The organism is Pontibacter pamirensis (assembly GCF_010015475.1).
GTDB classification, from domain to species: Bacteria; Bacteroidota; Bacteroidia; order Cytophagales; family Hymenobacteraceae; genus Pontibacter; species Pontibacter pamirensis.
Genome location: NZ_SSNI01000050.1, coordinates 1 through 20,273, shown reverse-complemented (window position 1 = coordinate 20,273; position 20,273 = coordinate 1). Strand labels below are relative to the sequence as shown.

Annotated in this window: 18 protein-coding genes; 6 read left to right on the top strand and 12 right to left on the bottom strand. The window is 43.3% G+C overall.

Annotated features, from left to right (window positions below; translation table 11 throughout):
• Window positions 1-103: 103 nt before the first annotated feature.
• From E1919_RS24160 to E1919_RS24135, 6 genes are all read right to left on the bottom strand, one after another.
• Complete coding sequence (locus E1919_RS24160; RefSeq protein ID WP_162055986.1) at window positions 104-1,954, bottom strand: hypothetical protein; 1,851 nt, start codon at window positions 1,952-1,954, stop codon at window positions 104-106.
• A gap of 357 nt (window positions 1,955-2,311) precedes the next feature.
• On the bottom strand, window positions 2,312-3,739 hold the full coding sequence (locus E1919_RS24155; RefSeq protein ID WP_162055985.1) for a hypothetical protein: 1,428 nt from the start codon (window positions 3,737-3,739) through the stop codon (window positions 2,312-2,314).
• 242 nt (window positions 3,740-3,981) lie between these two features.
• Window positions 3,982-5,184, bottom strand: a complete 1,203-nt coding sequence (locus E1919_RS24150; protein WP_162055984.1) for an MrcB family domain-containing protein — start codon at window positions 5,182-5,184, stop codon at window positions 3,982-3,984.
• Window positions 5,181-5,525, bottom strand: coding sequence for a nucleotide pyrophosphohydrolase (locus tag E1919_RS24145; RefSeq protein ID WP_162055983.1), 345 nt, complete (start codon window positions 5,523-5,525; stop codon window positions 5,181-5,183). The genes E1919_RS24150 and E1919_RS24145 overlap by 4 nt, the downstream gene beginning before the upstream one ends.
• A complete protein-coding gene (locus E1919_RS24140; RefSeq protein WP_162055982.1) occupies window positions 5,500-5,892 on the bottom strand; it encodes a (deoxy)nucleoside triphosphate pyrophosphohydrolase in 393 nt (130 codons plus the stop codon). The genes E1919_RS24145 and E1919_RS24140 overlap by 26 nt, the downstream gene beginning before the upstream one ends.
• Before the next feature lie 131 nt (window positions 5,893-6,023).
• Complete coding sequence (locus tag E1919_RS24135) at window positions 6,024-7,760, bottom strand: ATP-dependent nuclease (protein ID WP_162055981.1); 1,737 nt, start codon at window positions 7,758-7,760, stop codon at window positions 6,024-6,026.
• A 216-nt stretch (window positions 7,761-7,976) separates the two neighbouring features.
• Between E1919_RS24135 and E1919_RS24130 the strand changes: the two genes are divergently transcribed.
• The 3 genes from E1919_RS24130 (at window position 7,977) to E1919_RS24120 (ending at window position 9,322) form a co-directional block, all read left to right on the top strand.
• Window positions 7,977-8,186, top strand: coding sequence for a hypothetical protein (locus E1919_RS24130; RefSeq protein WP_162055980.1), 210 nt, complete (start codon window positions 7,977-7,979; stop codon window positions 8,184-8,186).
• Between the two features lie 102 nt (window positions 8,187-8,288).
• Window positions 8,289-8,723 carry a type II RES/Xre toxin-antitoxin system antitoxin gene (gene parS, locus E1919_RS24125; protein WP_162055979.1) on the top strand — a complete coding sequence of 145 codons (435 nt, stop codon included), beginning with the start codon at window positions 8,289-8,291 and terminating at the stop codon, window positions 8,721-8,723.
• A 2-nt stretch (window positions 8,724-8,725) separates the two neighbouring features.
• Window positions 8,726-9,322 carry an RES family NAD+ phosphorylase gene (locus E1919_RS24120; RefSeq protein WP_162055978.1) on the top strand — a complete coding sequence of 199 codons (597 nt, stop codon included), beginning with the start codon at window positions 8,726-8,728 and terminating at the stop codon, window positions 9,320-9,322.
• 1,117 nt (window positions 9,323-10,439) lie between these two features.
• Here the strand turns inward: E1919_RS24120 and E1919_RS24115 are convergent.
• The 6 genes from E1919_RS24115 to E1919_RS24090 form a co-directional block, all read right to left on the bottom strand.
• On the bottom strand, window positions 10,440-11,291 hold the full coding sequence (locus E1919_RS24115; protein WP_162055977.1) for a DNA/RNA non-specific endonuclease: 852 nt from the start codon (window positions 11,289-11,291) through the stop codon (window positions 10,440-10,442).
• A 54-nt stretch (window positions 11,292-11,345) separates the two neighbouring features.
• Window positions 11,346-11,942, bottom strand: coding sequence for a hypothetical protein (locus E1919_RS24110; protein WP_162055976.1), 597 nt, complete (start codon window positions 11,940-11,942; stop codon window positions 11,346-11,348).
• A 5-nt stretch (window positions 11,943-11,947) separates the two neighbouring features.
• Complete coding sequence (locus E1919_RS24105; protein ID WP_162055975.1) at window positions 11,948-12,103, bottom strand: hypothetical protein; 156 nt, start codon at window positions 12,101-12,103, stop codon at window positions 11,948-11,950.
• Window positions 12,104-12,245: 142 nt separating this feature from the next.
• The gene (locus E1919_RS24100; protein ID WP_162055974.1) at window positions 12,246-12,575 is read right to left on the bottom strand and encodes a GIY-YIG nuclease family protein; all 330 of its coding nucleotides are present in this window, start codon (window positions 12,573-12,575) and stop codon (window positions 12,246-12,248) included.
• A gap of 158 nt (window positions 12,576-12,733) precedes the next feature.
• Window positions 12,734-12,973, bottom strand: a complete 240-nt coding sequence (locus E1919_RS24095; protein WP_202915988.1) for a hypothetical protein — start codon at window positions 12,971-12,973, stop codon at window positions 12,734-12,736.
• Between the two features lie 86 nt (window positions 12,974-13,059).
• Entirely contained in the window at window positions 13,060-13,665 is a 606-nt protein-coding gene (locus E1919_RS24090; protein WP_162055973.1) for a ParA family protein, read from the bottom strand.
• Between the two features lie 535 nt (window positions 13,666-14,200).
• Between E1919_RS24090 and E1919_RS24085 the strand changes: the two genes are divergently transcribed.
• The 3 genes from E1919_RS24085 to E1919_RS24075 all read left to right on the top strand — a co-directional run bounded on the left by E1919_RS24085 (window position 14,201) and on the right by E1919_RS24075 (window position 19,879).
• Entirely contained in the window at window positions 14,201-15,124 is a 924-nt protein-coding gene (locus E1919_RS24085; RefSeq protein ID WP_162055972.1) for a replication initiation protein, read from the top strand.
• 814 nt (window positions 15,125-15,938) lie between these two features.
• Entirely contained in the window at window positions 15,939-18,428 is a 2,490-nt protein-coding gene (recD2, locus tag E1919_RS24080) for an SF1B family DNA helicase RecD2 (RefSeq protein ID WP_162055971.1), read from the top strand.
• Window positions 18,429-18,643: 215 nt separating this feature from the next.
• Window positions 18,644-19,879 carry a PAS domain-containing sensor histidine kinase gene (locus tag E1919_RS24075; protein ID WP_162055970.1) on the top strand — a complete coding sequence of 412 codons (1,236 nt, stop codon included), beginning with the start codon at window positions 18,644-18,646 and terminating at the stop codon, window positions 19,877-19,879.
• The last annotated feature ends 394 nt before the right edge of the window (window positions 19,880-20,273 follow it).

Genomic DNA, 20,273 nt, shown 5'->3' with positions numbered 1-20,273 from the left:
ATCTGTGTTACATTTTCCATATTTTGAAATCAAGCCCCAGCAGAATATTTCATCTACTGGGACTTGCAGGAGGCTTATCTAACGGCTTTATGCTTTATTTATATTACCTCAATAAATTGCAGTTACACCTTTCCAGCACCCTCTGGTATTTAAAAAAAATAGTAACACCATCGTCGTCTTCCATAGCAAGTATTTTGGAGGTAGTCATTGTAAGCTTATCAGGAGACTGATAATTGAGATCGAATTCTCCATATATAAGATCAACATCTTCTTCTGATTCTGAACCCGGCTGGTCTTCAGGGTGCGGTGAAGTAAGTATTTTAGAGCCGTTATCTCTAAGCTCATACAGAGATACTTTATTTGGCTTATGAAGCATCCTAACTTCTTCACGCGCTTCTTCTTCCGTCCCACTGATTTCTTCGGGCCACCATTCGTACATGCTGCCGTCAGCTGTGAACTCTAAGTACCATATATCCAATTCACTTTCAGAAGTGCTAGTAGCTACTCCATCTTCGTCGTATAATGTAAAATTCATACTAACAACTTCCCATTCTCCAATGATTTTTGATGGAATAACTTCAGCACTTATGGTTGTCGAAAAACCAGGAGAGAATCTGCTGTCTGTAAAAGTGAGCTTGTAAGTGAATTCCTGAGTAGTCGCGGTATTATTTTCAAAAGTCAGCACCAACAGGCCATCTTTTTCCTCCTTTTTGACCAACGCCACATTATCATTGCTGATGTCAGACACATCTAAGTACTTACTGTGAACGGCTCTCTCAGTCGTGTTGTAAGATTGGATGTCGTCCAGCATTGTAGGAGATTGGAGAGGAGTAGGAAGAGAAGGTGAAAAAGTCTCCCACACATCTTTAGCTGTGTTGGAAGCATCCGATATGATCTGAACTATTGGAATGCTGCTGCCCTTGTCCTGAGCGTAAAGATTACGGTAGCCTGTGGAGGTCTCCATTTCCTTTGCCACTTCACTTACAAAGGTTACCTTAGAAGCAGCGCGCCTTTCTGAGCTAAACATATCATCAAAGGGCTGAACCATTGTGCCATAAAAGTTATCCAAGGCATCGTTGAAGTTCGTATAGTCAACACCGAATCTGTACGCTATGAGACCGGCTCCAACAGCTGCGCCTACAAGAGGGCTAGCACCAACAGTTACTGCGACTAACGCTCCAGTAGCCAAACCTGCTGCAATTCTTGTTCTTTGTGCATGGGTAAACAATTCATTTTTTGCGTCTCTCAACTCCAAAGCGGCATCCCAAACCCTTGTACAATAATCATCCACCTCACCTGTTGTTCTCAGAGAGTTCGAATGTGTGGACAGTTCAACAACGGCGGAATGTATTTCATCAAGCCACCACTTGTTTGCAACCACTGTTTTAGCGAAGTTTTCCTTCTCCTCAGGCGATAAGCTTGCGTAATGCTGTCCAATATTTGCCTTCCAGCTGTTTAAAGTCTGGATATCCTTCAAAAGTGCCGCTTTATCAGGTTCTGGTAGCGATTCAGCTTTAGTTGTTAAGTGCTGAATAGTTTCGGTGTTGTCTTCAACAATCTGCTGAAAGATTTGGTCCGGGGCGGAGGAGAGCACAAGTTCTTTTACGGTAACTTTGCTTATTAACATTTTGTCTCCGGACGGAGCCTCCAGTTGATACACACCCGGTGCTATATCGGGCATCACAAACAACATGACACTGTCTTGTAGATGAATTTCAACTGGTTGGTTGTTCAGAGTCCCTTGTACCTTTTCGGTGCCGGCTTTCTCTCCTTTCAGTGACAGTTGGGCTATCTCCATCGGAAAGAAAGTCCCCTCTTCGGCAAGGACTTCTTCTTTATTAGATGTTGGATCCGGACTTGGATCTTCGCAGGAGAATAAGCCTAGCAGCGGTATTAAGAGTATCCCAGTAAGTAGAGATAAGAAATGTTGTTTCTTTTTTAAACGTGTATTCATATAACATAAATTTCCTGCAAAATGTATATTATATGTTATAAAAATAATACCCACTTTTAGGTATTTATTCCTGTTGGTCACATTCCTGATTCTTTTAGAATGACCGACAAATTTTGTATATTAATACTGTCTTTAACGGTTGCCGATGTTAAGATAAATAGAAAAGGCAAAAGAAAAGCTAATAAGCCCTGCTTTTGCCTTTTTAGAAGCTTACCTGTAAAATATAAGATTTTACTTGCGCCGTATCTGTGGACAGTTGTGCTAATGTATCAAGGGAAGCACGAAAACCCACGCGCAAAAGGTGGCTCAGCTCGCTGACGCGCAGCTTTAAATCATTTAGCTGTAGTATCTTCCCAATTATTTAGTTGTGGTGATAATTCTTAAACAATTTCCACCACCTACTTTTTGACCACTCTTAATCATACGCCACTTTGTTACTTCAGTCATTCCCCTATCTATAACCATTCCATTATATTTTGCCATCTTAAGCAATAAAATTGAACCTAGCATTACCAAACGATCTGCTACAATATCCAGTAATTCTATATCTGTCAGCCATGAATCCTGTTTTCTTTTTGGTAAATTGCCATGAAGAAAAAGATTCCTACAACTAATGCAGTACTTTTCTTCTTCATCCAATAATATATCTAGATGTTGGAACGCATCCTCAAGTTTGCTTGCATTAGGTTTACTGTTAATCTGATCCAGTTTATTTGATAAAATGCTTAATTGTTCTTGATCTAGTTTATCAGAGAATTTGTATAAAGTATTCTTAAGTTGACAGCGCAATTCCTTACTGAGTCTTTTGTCTCCAATAATTTGTTTACTTAATGATTCTGCTCCAATGTTCTTAGTGATAGTTTCTAAAGCAACAGCAGCTAAAGAAGCCTTTGCGCAACCTTTTAATGTACCTGCATTAATCAATAGTAAAGCAGAGCGTAAATATTCTTCGTTTTTATAAAGTACATCGACTAAATTATTAAACTCTAGGCTAGATAATTGAAGATCCTCTACAGGAATATCTTTGTAATACCCACTATCAATAATTGGAGCATTTGTATTAAATGAACGTTTACTATTTTCGTAACTAAAAGTCAGTATGCTTTTGTCTTTAACCTTTTTTTGTGCAAAATAATAAACTGTATCTGGCATATAATATCCGTTTAGGAAACCAAAAGCAGTTATTACTGAATCAATAATGTGTTTAAATTTCTTGAAATCTATTAATCCTTTTGGTCTAAAGATATAATATCCATATTCTGGAGTTACGCTTTCATAATAGAATAATAATTCAACATTATCGATATTGAGCTGTAATGCATTGTAAAAGCCATTATTTTTAGAACTGGTTGTTAAATCAAAAATAATCCCCGATTTACTAGAAGAAAACTGATTTTTGTTATATCTAAGATATGCTACTTGTTTAGATTGCTCCCATAAAGCTTCATCTGTATCTCCTTTAAATGCCTTTACCTTTATATTAAATTTGCAAGGGCCATCATCATCGATTCCTTGACTTGCTTCTACAACATCAACGTTTTGAATAAGAATTCGCATTCCTTCAGAAACTAATATAAAAGGACGCTGAAAGAAATAATTTAGATCTAATCCTTTCTTAAGTTCATTAGGTTGTAATGTAAATGATAAGTTATAATTATCATTATCAACCACGCGGAAATCAGAATTAATGAAAAAATCAGGTATCGTTGTAAATAATTTATATGAATTACCGCTGCCTTGCAATTTTTCAATGAAATCGTATATGTGTCTATCAATATCAAACATATATAAATTGATTTTCTTCAAAAATTAGAACCCACAAAACTATAAACTCTTGTAGTTGCCTATAGTGTTCTTAGGAAATGAATTCCAGTTTAATGCCCAATTAGAGACAGCTAAACGGAACATTACCTATCCAGAGTAATGTAAAGAGACCCGCGGACAATTTCCGAACCCCCTGAAAGTACCAAAAGCCCCGACCCCAATTCCAGGCTGTGGGGCGGTTTCTCTTATAACTACTGTTATGTTTAATATAGGGCGAGTCTATAAGAAAGGGTCTCACCATTGCTAGATGTAGCCTTATAATACTTCTCAATTCTGTCCTCAGTTATCTCTATGGCTCTGCTGCTCAGTAATTCTTTCCTGAGGTGAAAGAACTTTCTGATGAGAACAGTTTTCGTTTCAGTTATAGAGTTGTGGAATGCTCTATGACAATTCGGGCAGAGGGATACGATATTCTCCGGAACATCAATGCTCACGTTGAAGTCATCTTGAAATTCCATTGGGATCAAGTGGTGAGCTTCTACAAATTGGTGTCCGGTCTTAGCAGAAATGAAAGTTTGGTGGTTCTGATCATTTTCGCATTTAAACCCCGCCTCATGCAGAGCAGTGAAGGCTATGTCAGGATCACGTATCCATGATGAAGATGCAGCGCTAATTCTTTTATCTTTCTTTCCAATGCCACCAGGCTCCAGAACCTTCTGTTTTCCGTGGTTTACACTATTCTGATACTCTTCTTCGGTTACTACGTATTTGACATCTAAAATATCCTTCCCTACTAGGGCTTTTAGTTCTCTGTACACCCCAACTAGGTTTCTTAAATCATCTATGAGCACTTCAGCAGATGGTACTGAATTGTGGCTGTAGTATTTGCTGCAAATGTTGCCTAATTCGTAACCAACCGCTAGATCAGAGTCACCTACTAATTGAATAGGTTCAAAATTAAACCCTCCTACACCCTTCAGTAATTTCTTTAACCGGTTCGCGCTGTCTGATATTCTTGTTTTGGCATTTCCCCCATACGCCTTTCTGTACTGAGTCCATCCTTGATTTAGGGATAGGTAAAAGCCGCTCATATCTGCCCTAACCAAGTAGACTATGTAGTAGCCTACTTCAGCTGATTCTGTGATTTCCCTGTCAAATAAGCAGATCCATGGTATCTCAGATATGTTACCCTTGCCTACAGAACCTTCTACTTTGTATTTATCCTGCAGCAGGCTAGATCTAGTGACAATCTCATATGGAAGCTCCCTCAGAAAGATGCTTGCAACAGGATTCTCCGAGACCTTAACCCCCTTCTTATTTTCTTTATAGAAGGGGTCTTTCGTAGTGAGGTTATACTTCACTCTGAGAGCCTCATTATAGGCTTTGTTTGCAGTCATCACTTCAACAAGAGGGCCTTTGTTTTCACCCCATTTGTTCAAGAACCTATCAAACAATTCGTTGATCATAACTCGTTGTATTTCTTGTTAGAGTTCAAAGACCTGTCTCGGGGGTACTTTAGACCGTTTTTCTCGATTTTCTTAAGGACAGCCTCATCTAGATCGATTCCTAAGTCATTGCTCAGGTAGGCTAAGAAGATGAATATATCAGCAAGCTCATCCGATAGCTGCTCTTTCTTCTCGGTTTTGATGGTTTCGATTTGTTCTTCTGTTTTCCAAAGGAATAATTCTTGCAGTTCCGCTACCTCAATGCCAATGCCCAGACACAGGTCTTTCAATGAATGAAACTGCTTCCAGTTTCTCTCATCCCTGAACAAAATGATTTTATCTATTAAATCTATGTTTTTCATACTCCAATATAAGCGGGATATCAGCAGGAGCCATATTATATTCCTTTAGGTCTTCCGGCTTTACCCACTCAATCTTATCATGGTCTTTAAGCTGAAATACTCCTTCAATGATCCTAACAAGGTAAGCTTCGAGTTTTATAGTCTTGCCAGGATAATCATAAACTGATTCGCCTATAAAGTCCATTATGTCAGCACGAATAGAAAACTCTTCATACAACTCCCTCCTTAGGCACTCTTTGGGTGATTCATTTTCTTCGACCTTACCTCCAGGAAACTCCCAAAACCCTTCAAGATGCTTCCCTGCCTTTCTGCGGGCTATTAGAATCTTTCCATTTCTCTCAATTATTCCTGCGGTTACTTCTATCATAATGTGATATACCTAATTTAGTATAGCTACTTATCTGTCTTCCTAGAGTAGGTAAGCAGATAAGCCCCCTTGTATTAAACTGTTGCATTCCGAAGGGTGCTATAGTTTAATATATGTCGTTTTTCCTCTCTCTAATTTTTTGTTGTACTCATCTGACTCATAAACCAGTTGTTTATCTTTGAAGTGAACAACCACACATCATCGAGGGGATTCGGTGGGTGCACATATCCTGAAAGTGTAGGGTCAGAACCCATCTTTTCAAAAATTCGTAACAGCCAACCTTGCTTTGATCTGCCAGCATCTAAATTAACAAGCCAATTTTCTACTTCTCCGCTGGGTATTACAAACCAACCAGCATTGGCTAGTTGAGTAATAAGGTTATTCGCATCTGCCAGTTCAGTGCCTTCTAGTAAATTAATTCCTCCTAATCTTTTATAATCTGGTGGTTTAGTAATACCCCTAAGGGACCCAAGAAATTCTGGTACAGATTTCCCTCCCGATTTGGCAGCATCAATTTTTTCTAAAAGCTGTTCATACGTTGTTTCTTCTTCTACATTTTTTTGGGCCGCAGTTTTCAAACTTCGATTTACACGTTCACGTAAGACTGAAACAGATTCTGCAGTTCCTCCAAGTATTGATAGGGCATTTAGAATATTCGTGAAGTTTATCCCACCCTCTTTGAAGGTGTCAATATCAGAGATTGCGGCGCATGGAATTGACACTTTACGAAACAGTTCCACGACTTTTGCAATAGTCTGTTTATTCTGTGCGTTGACGAATATGCAATCTCTGATACCGTATTTTGTGCTCGAGCTTAGTCGATTGTTTACTTCTGTATAAAAAGCTCTATCAGAATCTCCTTCCGTCACGATGACTTTTGAATGAAACAGCCCTTCAGTTACCCCAATATTGTTTAATAGGGGGTCATGAATTACAGCCTTGAGGTCTTCAGTAGCGAGAGTGTTTGCCTTGCTAAACCCATTTTCAAATTCAAACCTAGTAACTGTCACTTCATTAGGTGAATAAGATAAGCAACCTTTTAAGAAGTAGGGTGAATGCGTTGCACAGAAACACATGTTATCTGTAGCAGTTACTATTTGAGAAAGGGTCTGACCAAGCTTGAAACAAAGATTAGGATGTAGAAAGGCTTCAGGCTCATCTATTAAAAACTGTTGCTTTCCGTCAGCTATTAAATTGATTAATATTCCTATGTAAGCCTTTATACCATCACTGTAAGATGAAAGCGGCTTAGATTTCTCATTGAAAAAAACCGCTGCTTCTGGTGAGTCAAAATATTCTATATCATTTATTGGCTCTACGTCACAGATATATGCACGTAATTTAGTTGGCTCAGGATTCCAGAGTGCAAAGTATTTTCCTGGTAGCACCAATTCTAAATGCTTTTGCAGCTTGGACTTTAATAATCGATCCTTCCTAAGGATTTCAAAGACATTTAGATTTTTAGTTGATGCTATTCCATTATACACTTTATCGTCAACCATTCCCAATCGAGTTTTGCCATCAAGAATCGTGGTTGTTTGAGCCCATTTTTTCTTCAATAAATTGTTAGAAACGAACCCTATATATTGCTGCACAAGTGGCTTTGCCTCCTCCCAATTGTCTTTTCTCCAGATTCCTCCTTGTGGTGCAGGAATTGTAAAATCTTTACTATTCTCTAAGTATGATTTAATCTGATTTTCAGAGAGGCCATTCGGACTCATTGAATCGAGAATCAAGCCTGTATTATTAAGTCCTTGAAGATCTGTCAGGAACGAACTTTTCCCAGAATTATTTGGCCCAATGACAAGATTGAGAGACCTGAGGTTAATAGTGTGGCCATTCTTCAGTTTTATAGATTCGATTAACATCTAATTAAATTCGTGGTTAATAGCTCAAGAGTCCTCATCGATTCGATAGAACTAAGATATAAACGGAAGCCTATTCGGCTTATCTGTCAAAATCGACCGATAACCGGAACCAGACTATCGAATATACTATATACTCCGGTTAATATAAACTATCCTGCAGACAATTCCCGCATCCCGCGAAAGTACTTAAACCGGCACCCCCTCCACTGGGTTAGCATGACAGAGGCCAAGAATCTGAACTTCATGTTCAGTACCTCAGACAATCTACACAGTCAATGGGACTACCTTTACCCGAAGCTGCCCTTCCTGCTTAACTACCTGCAAGAATGCTGTGAGTATATCATTTTCGACATCCTGCAACTGGACCCGAACCTTTTTGGCGAAAGGCTGGAGGAGCGGGCCGCCTTCTTCGTCAGCCAGGGATAAGGGGACGGAGACGCTTAGTTTAGCTGAATTTCTTGTTATTAGGTAACATTTTCGCTATAATTGCGTTCATTTGACTGTACTAGCACATTCAAATTACTGTTTATGTCACTAGAATCGATTGTAGAGGTATTGGGAGGCGAGGAGAACATCGGCCGCAACGTCCACGGCAGAGGCGATTACATCAAAGTCTTCCGCGAGGGCAGGATCTCGGTGCGGGGCCTTAAGGTGCTTCAGCGAAAGGTACGCCTAACTAACGTCCGCATGGCCAGCATCTTGCATATTTCCGAGAGCAAATACCAGCGCATCAAGCAACAAGACATGCTGGGGAAGGCGGAGTCCGATGCGGTCTACAATGTTTCCAAGGTCTATGCCAAGGGGATGGAGGTGTTGGGGGACGAGGAGGATTTGAACCGATGGCTCAACACGGAAAACCAAGCCTTAGGCAACGAAAAACCGATTGATTGGCTGGACTCTTCCATCGGGAGGGAGCAGCTGATGAATGTATTGACAGCCATCGAATACGGCCATTATTCCTAAACATGATTGTATACAGACTGGCATCAGATAAATATATTAAAGATCTGAATGGGACAGGTGGACTTTACGGTCCGGGCAGGTGGCATGAAACGGGAACAAAGGTCCTCTATACGGCAGAAACTTTTTCCCTGGCCAAACTGGAAACCCTGGCCAACTCTACATTCATGCCGAAGAACATGGCCGTGGTCCGCGTCGAGATCCCGGACGATGTCTCTATAAAGGAGCTCATGGAGAAGGATCTGCCTGGCAACTGGGCCGACACACCCGCTCCAATGGAGCTCAAGGAGATCGCCCTCGAGTGGATCAGGGAAAACCGCGACCTGGTGATGAAGGTCCCGTCCGTGCACTCGCCATTTGAGCGGAATTACCTGATCAACCCGCTGCACCCAGACCACGGACGCCTTAAGATCGTGGATACAAGGCCGCATCCGTTTGATCCACGCCTTAAGCCGGAAGAGGTAACCGAACCGAAACCGAAGAAGAAGGTTTCCAAGCTAGATAAGGGAGATATAGTTACAATTCAAGATGCTTTGAAGGATCCTAAGAACGTAGCTGGTGGAGGTAAAATGCGTATAATTCGTAAGCCTAAGGGCAAATAATTATAGAGGATATTAAACCGATATCGCTAAAGCCTATGAATAAATAAGCACTAGGCTCAGAGTTGTGTACCGTAAGGCGCAGAACAGGGAGGATCTACCTACATGGGATGGATTTGCCAAGAAGGATAAAGCTATGTGGATTGAGGTTTTCACAGCACGCAATCATTAACGTGGTTCTTTAGTCTATTGAACATAATGATACTTATCGGCTAAAGACTCATCTCCTATTTAACAGAACTAACCTGAAGCTTACATAAGGGCCTTGCTAGAATTAGCTTAGATGAAGGTGGACTTACCCAGAGTTTTCGAGCCACTTTCGACCCATTTTCGACCCAAAAAAGCGGATCATGAGACCAAAAACATACACGATATATAATAATGTTTATAGTATAATATATTATATTATTTACTTACAACTAGTTATGGACAACAAAATATAAAGGGTCGAAAGGTCGAAAATTTTAGAGGCCATATAGGTTACAGTTCTCCAATTTTTAAGATTTAATTTTGAGTGAGTAGCTAGTAAGCTATACTTCCACCTTCCGCTGCAGCTTGTTCAAAGCAGAGAAGTATTTGGCCAAGCTGCAAAAAAAAAAACGAAAACGAGAGGTATACCTCCTATTTACCATCTATAATTTTCGACCTTTCGACCCTTTATATTATGAAAAATACAAGATGTTGTGAATCATAATCATACAATTTACAACTATGCGTTCTTTTATATATTGCGCATTTTCTTGGACTAGAGATCCCCTTTCATGGGGTCGAAAAAGCCTGCTATGGCTCGAAAAGGGGTCGAAAATTTGAGCTATAACAGTTAAATATTGATGAGAGAGATGTTCTAACTACTAAATTTTATTAATCATAGTGGAAACACCTTTACCGTTTAAGCTCCAATTCGAAGCTTAACTCCTTATGTCGCCTTGTGAAGTATGGCTTCCTCTTATAATGCGATCCTTGCTTAAGGGGTTTACTTATAAGTAGCGACAGCCTTAGGTTCAATGGAGGCTCCCCTTATGGAGAAAGGGTGGAAACATCCTTTCTCACCTCTCTAAAGAGAGGTACTGTGTTCCCCGCTTCAGGCACTACTGAGAGAACTGGCATTAGGATCATACCCTTACTGTGTCGGCCCTGTGTCCACCCGGCTCTCCAAGGCCTGCTGCACCTGTGCAGGTAGCGCCGACAGCAGATCATAGCCGGTGGCCTGCTCGATGGCATCCACACTCGTGCGGTAGGTTCCCCAGTCGGAGCGCACGGTGTTGCTGTTGGGCATGTCCATGGCGATGACGCGCGTGCCGGCGCCAATCCTATCCAGGTCCCCCTCCCCTTCTTCCAGCACCACCAGCACCTTCCAGATGCGCGCAGGCACCCTCACCCTTCCCTGGTCAATGCTACGGGCACTGCCGTTACTACCGGTGCCTCCTTCCCCGTAGCTGCCCATCACCACATACACCTCCATCCCATCCTGCACCAAATCGCGCGTATAATCCTCCAGGTTCGCCCAGGTCTCCTGGTTGTTCTTCGGGGCCTGGGGAATGATGTTTGTCATCAGGAAGGTGGCTGAGTTATCCTCGGCTGATTTGGTGCGGTCTGCCGAGGGGGTGTTGTGCCCCCTGTCAAAGCCGCTCCCCGTGTAGCTGGAGCTGGTCACGCGGTACCATCCCTGTGGCAGCTCAGGGTCAGCCCTGAAGTTGTCCTGCCGGGGGGCGCTCCCCAGCCAGTCCCTGTTCACGTGCCAGCTCACCCAGTTGGGCGTGCCCCTCTCACGGCTGTAGGAGAGCGCGTACTGGGGCTTTTGCATCAGATAGTTGTTGTGGTTGCCCTCTTCCGCTGTGGCCCCGCTGGGATTGCCTAAAAGCAGCTGCTGCTCTTCTACCGTGAGCGACTGCTGCGGCGCTACCTCCGAGTCCTGACAGCCAGAGAGAATCAAAAAGAAAAACAGCAGGTACTTGTAAATGTGTCTCAGCATAAGTTAAGCTTAAATGAGAAGAAGTCGCAGGCAGATGCAACGCCGCAGCACCTTCTACCGTAAGTCACTGCCGCCGGGGGGTGCCTGTGCTCTTCTACGTTCAAGGATTTTATCGGCTAGTACAAAAAGCGTGTCTCTCAGGGCCCTGTAGAATGCATCCATATACCCGAAGTTGTACTCGTAGACAGTGCACTCACTACCCTCATCAATGCGCCTCCAGGTACTGTATGCATCATTGTGCATTTCCAAAACATCAATTATTCCGTCAGGGTCTCCTGCGTCATAAAAAGCCCTTGCTTCAATACCGAAGAATATACGAAAGGCCGGCAGCCTGTCCGCTTTCATGTTCTCCAGCTTGTATTTCTCGTAAGTCTCCTCCACTTTGGCTCTTGTAGGTTCGGAAAGAGCCAGGAACATGGCCAGGGGCTTTCGTTCCGTTGCATGTTCCACCGAGTCAATAAATTTGGCCGTGAGAAGAAGGCTTTCTACAGTCAGGCTAAAGCTTAGCACTGCGGTGGCAATGTTTTCGAGCGTTTGGAATGACTTGTCTTTATAGGCGCGTTCTGCTTGCGATATTGCTTTAATATACCAGCTTGTATTGCTATCTATCTTACCGTACAGATTCATTTCTTTTGGCCAGCGCATTGCCATATGGTTTACTGTTCCTCTCTCATCAGTGCCTCCAGGTCAATTCTCTCCAGGTAAGGCTCTAGGCAGCTACGGCCCCTGGTCCCCCGGATGGTCAAGATGCGGTTGTCCGTGTGTGAATACCACACCTCGGCAAAGAACGCACCCATGTGGTAGAGGGCCATTCTGCAGCCCCTCTCATCGCGCATGGTCAGAAACGCCCCGTGCTGCCAGACGAGCTCGGCCCTGGTGTCCCGCGGGAGGCAATGGAAGGAGTGGAAGTCTATCATCAGGTGCTTTTACAGTGTATACGAGCGAACTGCTCAATCAGGGCTGAAAGAGCTCCAGTTGGTTTATTTGGCAGTATCGGTTGTTGAACTTTGGTTTGAGCATGCGGATGTAGTGCTTCTCTAGCTTAAGCACCTCCTCCTTGTCCTGGTACTCCTGAAGGTAAATCATTGATCCATCAGCGCACTTGTCTTTGTGCTTGATGACTCTCCAGAAGATGTTGCTGGTCTCGCCAACATAGACGCAGGTGCCAGAGTCAAAAATGAGGTACAGGAAGTAAGACTTGTTGTCTCTAACATGCCGTAATTTCCTATACCTCTTTAGGACCTCTCTCCTACTATACTGCCGAAACTCACGTAATTGAATCATTTATTATTAACCACTAACGAACCATTTATCGGCAAGTCATAACTAGTATGTTTAGTACATGATATACTGTCAATTGAAAGTTCAACAAACAGTTTATGTGCATATCAACTGAACACATAAACAATTGCGATATAAAATATGCTATCTTAAAATATTAGCTATTTAAGATAGCTTTCCAAGGCTTTGATAGTGATATCTTTCAAAGATAACTCCTGCTCTAGTGCATGGACCTTCATTCTTTTGATTAATCCCTTAGGAATCCAAACATTAAGTTGTGCAGTATCTTCTTTGCTTACTTCTTTTAACTTAACAGGACTTACTTCTTGTATAGGTGTTTTAGGCTTATCAGACTTCAGCTTGTTTGCCATCCCTGCAAGTTTGTCTTTATCAATTGCCATTTCTCAGATTTTGTGCTGGTTTTTAAATATCTACAAATATATGTAATTATGTAAGTACATAATTACATAATAAAACAAAACTATAATTATGTACTTATAGAATTCACAATCTCTTCAGCAAGTGATGTAATTTCATCTATTGCCTTTGTATCTTCACTGGTTAACACACCACCTGTTAAGGGTGATCTAGCAAAGCTTACTCTATCATGTACCATTGTACTTAGAACAGGAGTGTCAAAATGCGATAGCAACTCTTGCACTTCACCTGTTATTCCTGACCGGTGCTTAATCATGTTGAAGACTATACCTGCTTGTAACCCTTGTCGCTTCTTCTTAGCCTCTTCTATCAAATGTAATGTGGAGCGAATTGCCATGACATCAAAGAATCCTGCTTTTGTTGGTACCAGAACAAAATCCGATATCAAGAATAGCTCAGGGAGACGATTAGATAAGTAAGGCGGTGTATCAATAATGATCAGATCATGACTTAGCTGTTGTATTTGATCAAATCTATCTTCAGTTATAATATGTAGTTTTGGAAAGTCTTCTCTAAGGTCAGATATACTACCTTGTAAATCGATATCCACTAACGCTACATTAATTTGTTCTTGGAAACATGTAGCCAAATTTAAGGCTAATGTGCTCTTTCCGACACCACCTTTTTGGTGCGCAACAGTGATAATCTTTGCCATACCTAAAATAATACATAAAAATAGTTTTTTGCAAATCTAATATTACATATTTATGTATTTACATAATTACAATAGTATGTAAATACATAATAAATTTTTAATCTAACACCTTATTATTTCCAGTCAGTGGTTAGCAGCCATAGAAACTAAAGTAGTATGACAATATAAAGGACTTATAAAATCTGTTTTTTGCGCGCGAGCTTCATCTCTTTTTAAAAACTTTTTGACTTGCTTTTTGGGCTTTATTATACTTACTCCACTTAACACTTTAAATACCTTTTATCATATCACAAATTGTGAATATTTGTACTATTTGTATTATTTGTAATCCTTATAATTTGCTGTTACACAACAACTTACACCTGTTTTAAAACAGGTTTCATAAGCCAAAAAACAGGTTTCATAAGCTAAAAAACAGGTTTCATAAGTTCATCTAACAGGTTTCATAAGTTCATCTAACAGATTTCATAAGCTAAAAAACAGAAATAATTAACCATACTGTTTTTTATATCTGTTTTTTGTTAATTTACCCTTCATGGAAGTGAACGAAGTTAAAGCGCCTCAACTACAGGTCAGACATCATAATGTAATTACAAATGCAAGACACGAGCTGTCTGCTGTTCAATTAGATATATATTTTATGATGCTGTCACGCCTCAAGCCAGGTGATAGCAACGAAACAAAATATTATATAAGTGTAAGGGAAATTGAGGATCTAACTGGTCGTCAGTGGAATTACCAACAACTAAGAGATGCTACCTATGGCTTAATAGGAAAGGTATTTGAGATTGAGGAGGAAGATGGACTATTGCAAGTATCCATGATGTCAAGTGCTAAATATCTGAAAGGGCAGGGGCGTATTCAGCTCTCCATTGCAGAAGAGTTAAAACCGTACTTAGTTGATCTGAAGAATAACTTTACTAGCTTTCAACTTTTCTGCGTGCTGTCAATGACATCTAAGTACGCAAAGTGGCTTTATGTGCAGTTTTCTCGATGGAAGGATATTGGTTATCTATCCTATGAACTAGAGCAGCTTAAATTTAGGCTTAATTTGAAAGACCCATCAGGGAAACAGTCCGAGCAGTATAAACAATGGGGACAATTTAAAGACTATGTGCTGGAGCCATCTATTAAACAGATCAATGAGAATTCAGATCTTCGGATAAGCTACACAACAGCAAAAAAGGGGAAAAGCATTCACAAACTTAATTTCACTATCAAACACGTAGCACAGTTTCAGACAGTTATTCCTTTTGAATTATCAGAAGGGGATAGAGAAACAGAAGTTTTAAAGAATCGAATGCGTGAGATTGGCATACTTGACAACAATCTCGTAAATACTGTCCTAAGCAGCACAGAACTTAGAAAAAAAGCAAATAAGTGCTTATATGATATTGCTATCAGGCGGAAGGACATAAATAATCCAGGTGGATACTTCCGAACAACTTTAGGTATTTAAAGCCACTTATAAAACCTGTTTTTAAACCCAATTACATATGTACATAATTATGTATATATACGTAAACTCGGGAATTAATCAGTAGTTAATTAGCTGTAAATCAATAATATATACGCAGTTAAAATTATCAATCAAACACAAGCAGTTAGCTGTTTATCAGTGTTTTGAGGCTCCATCTCCTTAAATAGATGAAGAAGCAGTTAAATGCTAATGTTGAAGGCCTCAGAAACGGAAATTTCAAAGGTTAATTCCCGAGTTCACGTTATATATGTAATTGGGAGAATATTGGTCACAAGCCACTTTTCATATATCCAACTTAGTAAAACAAGAAAGAACGTTTTCTTTCTCAGCTGCACCATCTATCTTTCCTCGAATGCTGTTCAAGTTGTAGACCATATCGAATGAAGCAGAATCAAAATATATTTAGGGTAAGTACAGATCATTATGTTCACTCTGCTGGACTGCACTTGAGGAAACCCTCAGGATTCTAACACTTCAAAGCTTGCTTGAGCTATACAAATATACATATTTACATAATTATGCAATTGCACTGTTATGTATATATGTACGTTTGCAAATCAACAAAAAACAGATTTTATAAGCCTTCCCGTAAATTCTGTACTTACGAAACTTCTCAAGTCCCTTGTTTTACATAAGAATCTACTATGATATAGCCACTCTTTTGCCTCTGATAGTGGGAACAATGCAACAGTAGCGTCTGCTAGAGACCTTCTAACTGCCATTTTTGTTGCACTAAAAGGTCTTGGTATTCCTGCTTCTGTGAGTGTATCTTTAGCTTTACCTATCCTTGTACATGCAGACACTTGACAGACAAACTCCGGCTGAGCCGGAAAAGCTATCGGGCATCGTCAAACGCGTCACCTTCCATAGCGCGGAGACCGGCTATTCTGTGCTGAAGGTAAACAGCTTCCAAAGGCCCCACGAGGACCTCACTGTCATTGTTCACCAGTCCAAGGTCTTCGCCGGGGCCACCGTTGACTTTTACGGCGAGTGGACCACGCACCCCAGCTATGGCATGCAGTTCAAAGCCTCCAGGGTCATCGAGCGGAAGCCTGCCACGGCCAACGCGCTGGAAAAGTACCTGGGCTCGGGCTTAATCAAAGGAGTGGGCCCGGTGACAGCGAAAAGGATCGTCAGGCACTTCGGGGACAAAACGCTGGATGTCTTTGAGAGCAGCATAGGAAGGCTCACCGAAGTGGAGGGCATTGCAAAGCTCAAGCTGGAGATGATCAGCAAAGCATGGGTAGAGCACCAGGAGATAAGGAACGTGATGCTGTTTCTGCAGGCCCACGGCATCTCCACCCTCTTTGCCGTCAAAATCTACAAGACCTACGGCAATGAGGCCATCGAGATAGTCAAGGCGAACCCATACCGCCTGGCCGCCGACATCTACGGCATCGGCTTCTTCTCTGCCGACAAAGTGGCCCTGAGCCTGGGCCTGGCGCAGGATTCCACGCAGCGTCTGCAGGCGGCCATTGCGCATGTGCTGCAAAACGCCAGAGAGGAGGGGCATTGCTACCTGACCCAGGAGCAGATCATACAGGCGGTGGCTGAACTGCTGTCCCTCATGGATGCCGCTGCCATTGAGGCAAACCTTCTTGAGATGGAGAGAAAGGAAGAGCTAAAAGTAAGGCTGCTGCCCGATGAGGAGGGAACGGCACAGAAATGCTTTTATGCCCACTCCCTCTACTATGATGAGCAGTACATCGCCACCAAGGTCAGGCAGCTGGCCAGCCGCCAAATCAGTCTTAACAGAGAGCATCTGCAGCAGGACCTGGAGGTGTTCTGTCAGCTGCACCAGATCACCCTCAGCGAAGAGCAGCGCCAGAGCGTGCTGCAAATAGCCACCAGGCGCCTCTCCATCCTCACCGGGGGTCCGGGTTGCGGGAAAACCACCACCACCCGGGCCCTGGTAGGTGTTCTGCAGTTCATGGCCAAAAAAGTCATGTTGGCCGCCCCTACCGGCAGGGCTGCACAGCGCATGAGCGAGGTGATCGGGGTGGAGGCCAGGACCATTCACAGGCTGCTGGAGTGGGACCCTTCCAAAGGGGGCTTCAAGCGCAATGAGCAGGAGCCCCTGCAAACCGATGTGCTCATAGTGGATGAGTGCTCGATGCTCGACGTTCACCTGGCTGCCTCTCTGCTCCGGGCGGTGCCTGCTGACGGTCAGCTGGTGCTGATAGGGGATGCCGACCAACTCCCTGCCGTGGGAGCGGGCAATGTGCTCAAGGACATGATTGCATCGGGGGTGGTCCCATGCCTGAAGCTGACGAAAGTGTTCCGGCAGGCGCAGGAGTCGCTCATCATCTCCTATGCCCACCAGATAAACAGCGGGGAAGTTCCCCGGATAGAGTCTCCCTTTCACAAGCCTCAAGTATGGCAGGAGAAAAAAGACTGCCTGTTCATTGACTCAGAGGAAGCCACCAGCGAGCAACTCAGGTTCATCTCCAAAGTCAAGAGAGTGACGGGTGAGACGGCCGGGAACGCAGCGGGTGCAACGGAAGGCGCGGCGGCGGATCCCTACCAGCAGGGCAGCAGCCTGTCTATCCCCGACAAGTTCAGCCATGTGGACCTGGAGGCCCTGCTGCAGGCCCGCAGGCACAGTGAGGAGCTGAAGGAGGTCCTGCAGCGGGTCCATCCATGGTCCTCGCTGCATTATGGCCTTTCAGCGGTGGGAATGGTCGAGAAGCTGTATGAGTCGATTATTCCCAGGTACCATGGCAAAGAGGCGGAGATACAGATTCTCTCCCCCATGACCAGGGGCAGCCTAGGAACGGCCAACCTCAACAAGGTAGTCCAGGAGAAAATAAACCCGGCAAGGGAAGGGAAAGCGCAAATACTGATAGGGGGGAGGGTGCTGCGGGAGGGGGACCGGGTGATCCAGAAGCGCAACAACTATGACCTGAACGTGTTCAACGGGGACATCGGCTCCATCGCCCAGGTGGATAACGAGGAAATGGAGCTGTCGGTGAGCTTCAGGGCAGGCAAGGAGGCAAAGGAAGTAAGGTACACAAAGGAGCACTTGCTGGAGCTGGATTTGGCCTATGCCATCACGATTCACAAGTCACAGGGCAGTGAGTTTGAGAGCATCATCATCCCTGTGGTCACGCAGCACTTCGGCATGCTGTTCCGCAACCTGATCTACACCGGCATCACCAGGGCAAAGAAGCTGGCCGTGTTCGTGGGGACAAGAAAGGCGCTGGCACTGGCGGTGAACAAACAGAGCACCGCCGCCCGGCAGACAGCACTGGCCTATTTACTCAAGCAGGATGTTGGATCATAATCAGGCCTCTCCAAATCATTTTGGGCCTTAGCGGCTCAGCAACAGGTGTAATTAATCTCTGAACTTTACATAAGATCTGTTATAAGCGAAACCGCCTTTCCGGCCTCCTGGAGATGGTAAGGGTTTTGGCACCTTTTTTGAAAAGCTGAGATTGCCTTCATCTACAACATAAATAAAATGTAGGTCGCAGCCAATTAATGTAGTATTTTCAATGTATGCCCAACTCAAAAAAAGAACTGAATACTTCCGAGAATAACAAAACTTCGCCCGAAGCTCAAATACTGGCTTTGCAAGAAGCAAACAAGCAACTGCGCTCGGAGAATACGGCGGTCCTCGCCAAGCTCGAAAGGCAGGAGGATGTTGAGGAAAGGTACCGAGAAAGCCAAAGCCGTTTCGAAGTCGTATTCTACCAGTCCGTCCTGGGCCAGAAGATCATTGCCCAGGATCTGAGAATCACACAGGTGAATGAGGCCTTGCAGCAGATGATGGGCTACAGTAAAGCCGAATTAATCGGCACGCGGATTGTTAAATTTGCACACCCTGATTTTATCCATGACTGGAAAGTATTGCAGACAAAGCTTTGGGAAGAGCAGATTCCTGCCTTTCAGATAGAAACCTGCCTGGTGAAGAAGGACGGCTCCATCTTCTGGTGCCAGGTGACGTCCATTCTTTTCCGGGACCAGGACGTTTCCCTGGGCTTTACGATTCTAGAGGACATCGACAGGCGCAAAGCCTTGGAGCAGGAGCTCAAGAAGCTGTATGATAACCAGGAGACGATTATGCATATGGTCGCACATGATTTAAAGTCCCCTTTTTTCAATATCAAGCTGGCTGCCGGTTTTCTGAAAGAGAACCTGGAGGAGCTGCAGGCCAAAGAGCGGGGAAAGCAGGATCAAAACTTTACGTATGTCAGTTTGATTTCGGATACCTCCGATAAAGCACTGGCCCTTATCGATGACCTGCTCCTGATAGGAGAAGTAGAATCCACTTATGAGGCGTTGGAGGAAACCGACCTGAAAGCCTACATTCAGTTCCACCTAAGCAACCTGAGTATAGGTGCCCGGAGGAAAGACATCAGCGTAACTTTCCATTCTCCTGAGAAACCCGTGTATGCCCGTATTAACCAGGATAAATTCAGGCGGGTGCTGGAGAATCTGCTCTCCAATGCCGTGAAGTTCACCAATAGAAATGGGCAGGTAACCATAAACCTGAAAAAGGAAGGGAAAAAAGCAGTCCTGCTGGTTCAGGATAACGGAATCGGTATTCCGGCTGAGTTAGTGGCTAGTGTATTCGATAAGTTCACGAAGGCTAGGAGGATCGGAACATACGGTGAGCCCACAACGGGCTTGGGGCTTTACATTGTGAAACAAATCATCGACAAGCACAGAGGTAAAGTGTGGGTCGAAAGCCAGGAAAATGCGGGCACCACTGTCTTTGTCGAATTGCTGTAAGCATTGGTGTTGGCAGGCAAGTGAAGCTCCCCGCTTTCGGCTCATGCGTTGAACACTTGAATCAAGCTTGGAGAATACGGTTGACGAAGAGCCTACAGCCTTCCAACAACAGCTAAAAAGTTCTACACTTTTTAGACAAGCACATTCACTCTTCCTTAACATAATCGTGCTTATGAGCTATAAACAGTAAAGGCTCCTCATCACGGGGAGCCTTTACTGTTCTATAACGTCAGTTATATAGGTTAAAGCCGCTGTATAAAATAAAAATTTCTGTACAGCAAAACTCCCTCTTCTTTATAGTTTTTAAACTCCACAGTCTTTTAGCTTAGTTACCTGCTGACCCGCTATTCAATGTTTAGCACCCCAAAAAGCACTACGGCTCTACACACAAACA

What these genes read in the sequence shown, in the direction of transcription:
- E1919_RS24110 (WP_162055976.1), bottom strand. Translation starts at nt 11,942, where the DNA reads ATGGCAATGCGCTGGCCAAAAGAAATGAATCTGTACGGTAAGATAGAT.
- E1919_RS24140 (WP_162055982.1), bottom strand. Translation starts at nt 5,892, where the DNA reads ATGATAGAAGTAACCGCAGGAATAATTGAGAGAAATGGAAAGATTCTA.
- E1919_RS24100 (WP_162055974.1), bottom strand. Translation starts at nt 12,575, where the DNA reads ATGATTCAATTACGTGAGTTTCGGCAGTATAGTAGGAGAGAGGTCCTA.
- parS (WP_162055979.1), top strand. Translation starts at nt 8,289, where the DNA reads ATGTCACTAGAATCGATTGTAGAGGTATTGGGAGGCGAGGAGAACATC.
- E1919_RS24145 (WP_162055983.1), bottom strand. Translation starts at nt 5,525, where the DNA reads ATGAAAAACATAGATTTAATAGATAAAATCATTTTGTTCAGGGATGAG.
- E1919_RS24115 (WP_162055977.1), bottom strand. Translation starts at nt 11,291, where the DNA reads ATGCTGAGACACATTTACAAGTACCTGCTGTTTTTCTTTTTGATTCTC.
- E1919_RS24095 (WP_202915988.1), bottom strand. Translation starts at nt 12,973, where the DNA reads ATGGCAATTGATAAAGACAAACTTGCAGGGATGGCAAACAAGCTGAAG.
- E1919_RS24135 (WP_162055981.1), bottom strand. Translation starts at nt 7,760, where the DNA reads ATGTTAATCGAATCTATAAAACTGAAGAATGGCCACACTATTAACCTC.
- recD2 (WP_162055971.1), top strand. Translation starts at nt 15,939, where the DNA reads ATGCAGACACTTGACAGACAAACTCCGGCTGAGCCGGAAAAGCTATCG.
- E1919_RS24120 (WP_162055978.1), top strand. Translation starts at nt 8,726, where the DNA reads ATGATTGTATACAGACTGGCATCAGATAAATATATTAAAGATCTGAAT.
- E1919_RS24155 (WP_162055985.1), bottom strand. Translation starts at nt 3,739, where the DNA reads ATGTTTGATATTGATAGACACATATACGATTTCATTGAAAAATTGCAA.
- E1919_RS24105 (WP_162055975.1), bottom strand. Translation starts at nt 12,103, where the DNA reads ATGGCCCTCTACCACATGGGTGCGTTCTTTGCCGAGGTGTGGTATTCA.
- E1919_RS24085 (WP_162055972.1), top strand. Translation starts at nt 14,201, where the DNA reads ATGGAAGTGAACGAAGTTAAAGCGCCTCAACTACAGGTCAGACATCAT.
- E1919_RS24075 (WP_162055970.1), top strand. Translation starts at nt 18,644, where the DNA reads ATGCCCAACTCAAAAAAAGAACTGAATACTTCCGAGAATAACAAAACT.
- E1919_RS24090 (WP_162055973.1), bottom strand. Translation starts at nt 13,665, where the DNA reads ATGGCAAAGATTATCACTGTTGCGCACCAAAAAGGTGGTGTCGGAAAG.
- E1919_RS24130 (WP_162055980.1), top strand. Translation starts at nt 7,977, where the DNA reads ATGACAGAGGCCAAGAATCTGAACTTCATGTTCAGTACCTCAGACAAT.
- E1919_RS24150 (WP_162055984.1), bottom strand. Translation starts at nt 5,184, where the DNA reads ATGATCAACGAATTGTTTGATAGGTTCTTGAACAAATGGGGTGAAAAC.
- E1919_RS24160 (WP_162055986.1), bottom strand. Translation starts at nt 1,954, where the DNA reads ATGAATACACGTTTAAAAAAGAAACAACATTTCTTATCTCTACTTACT.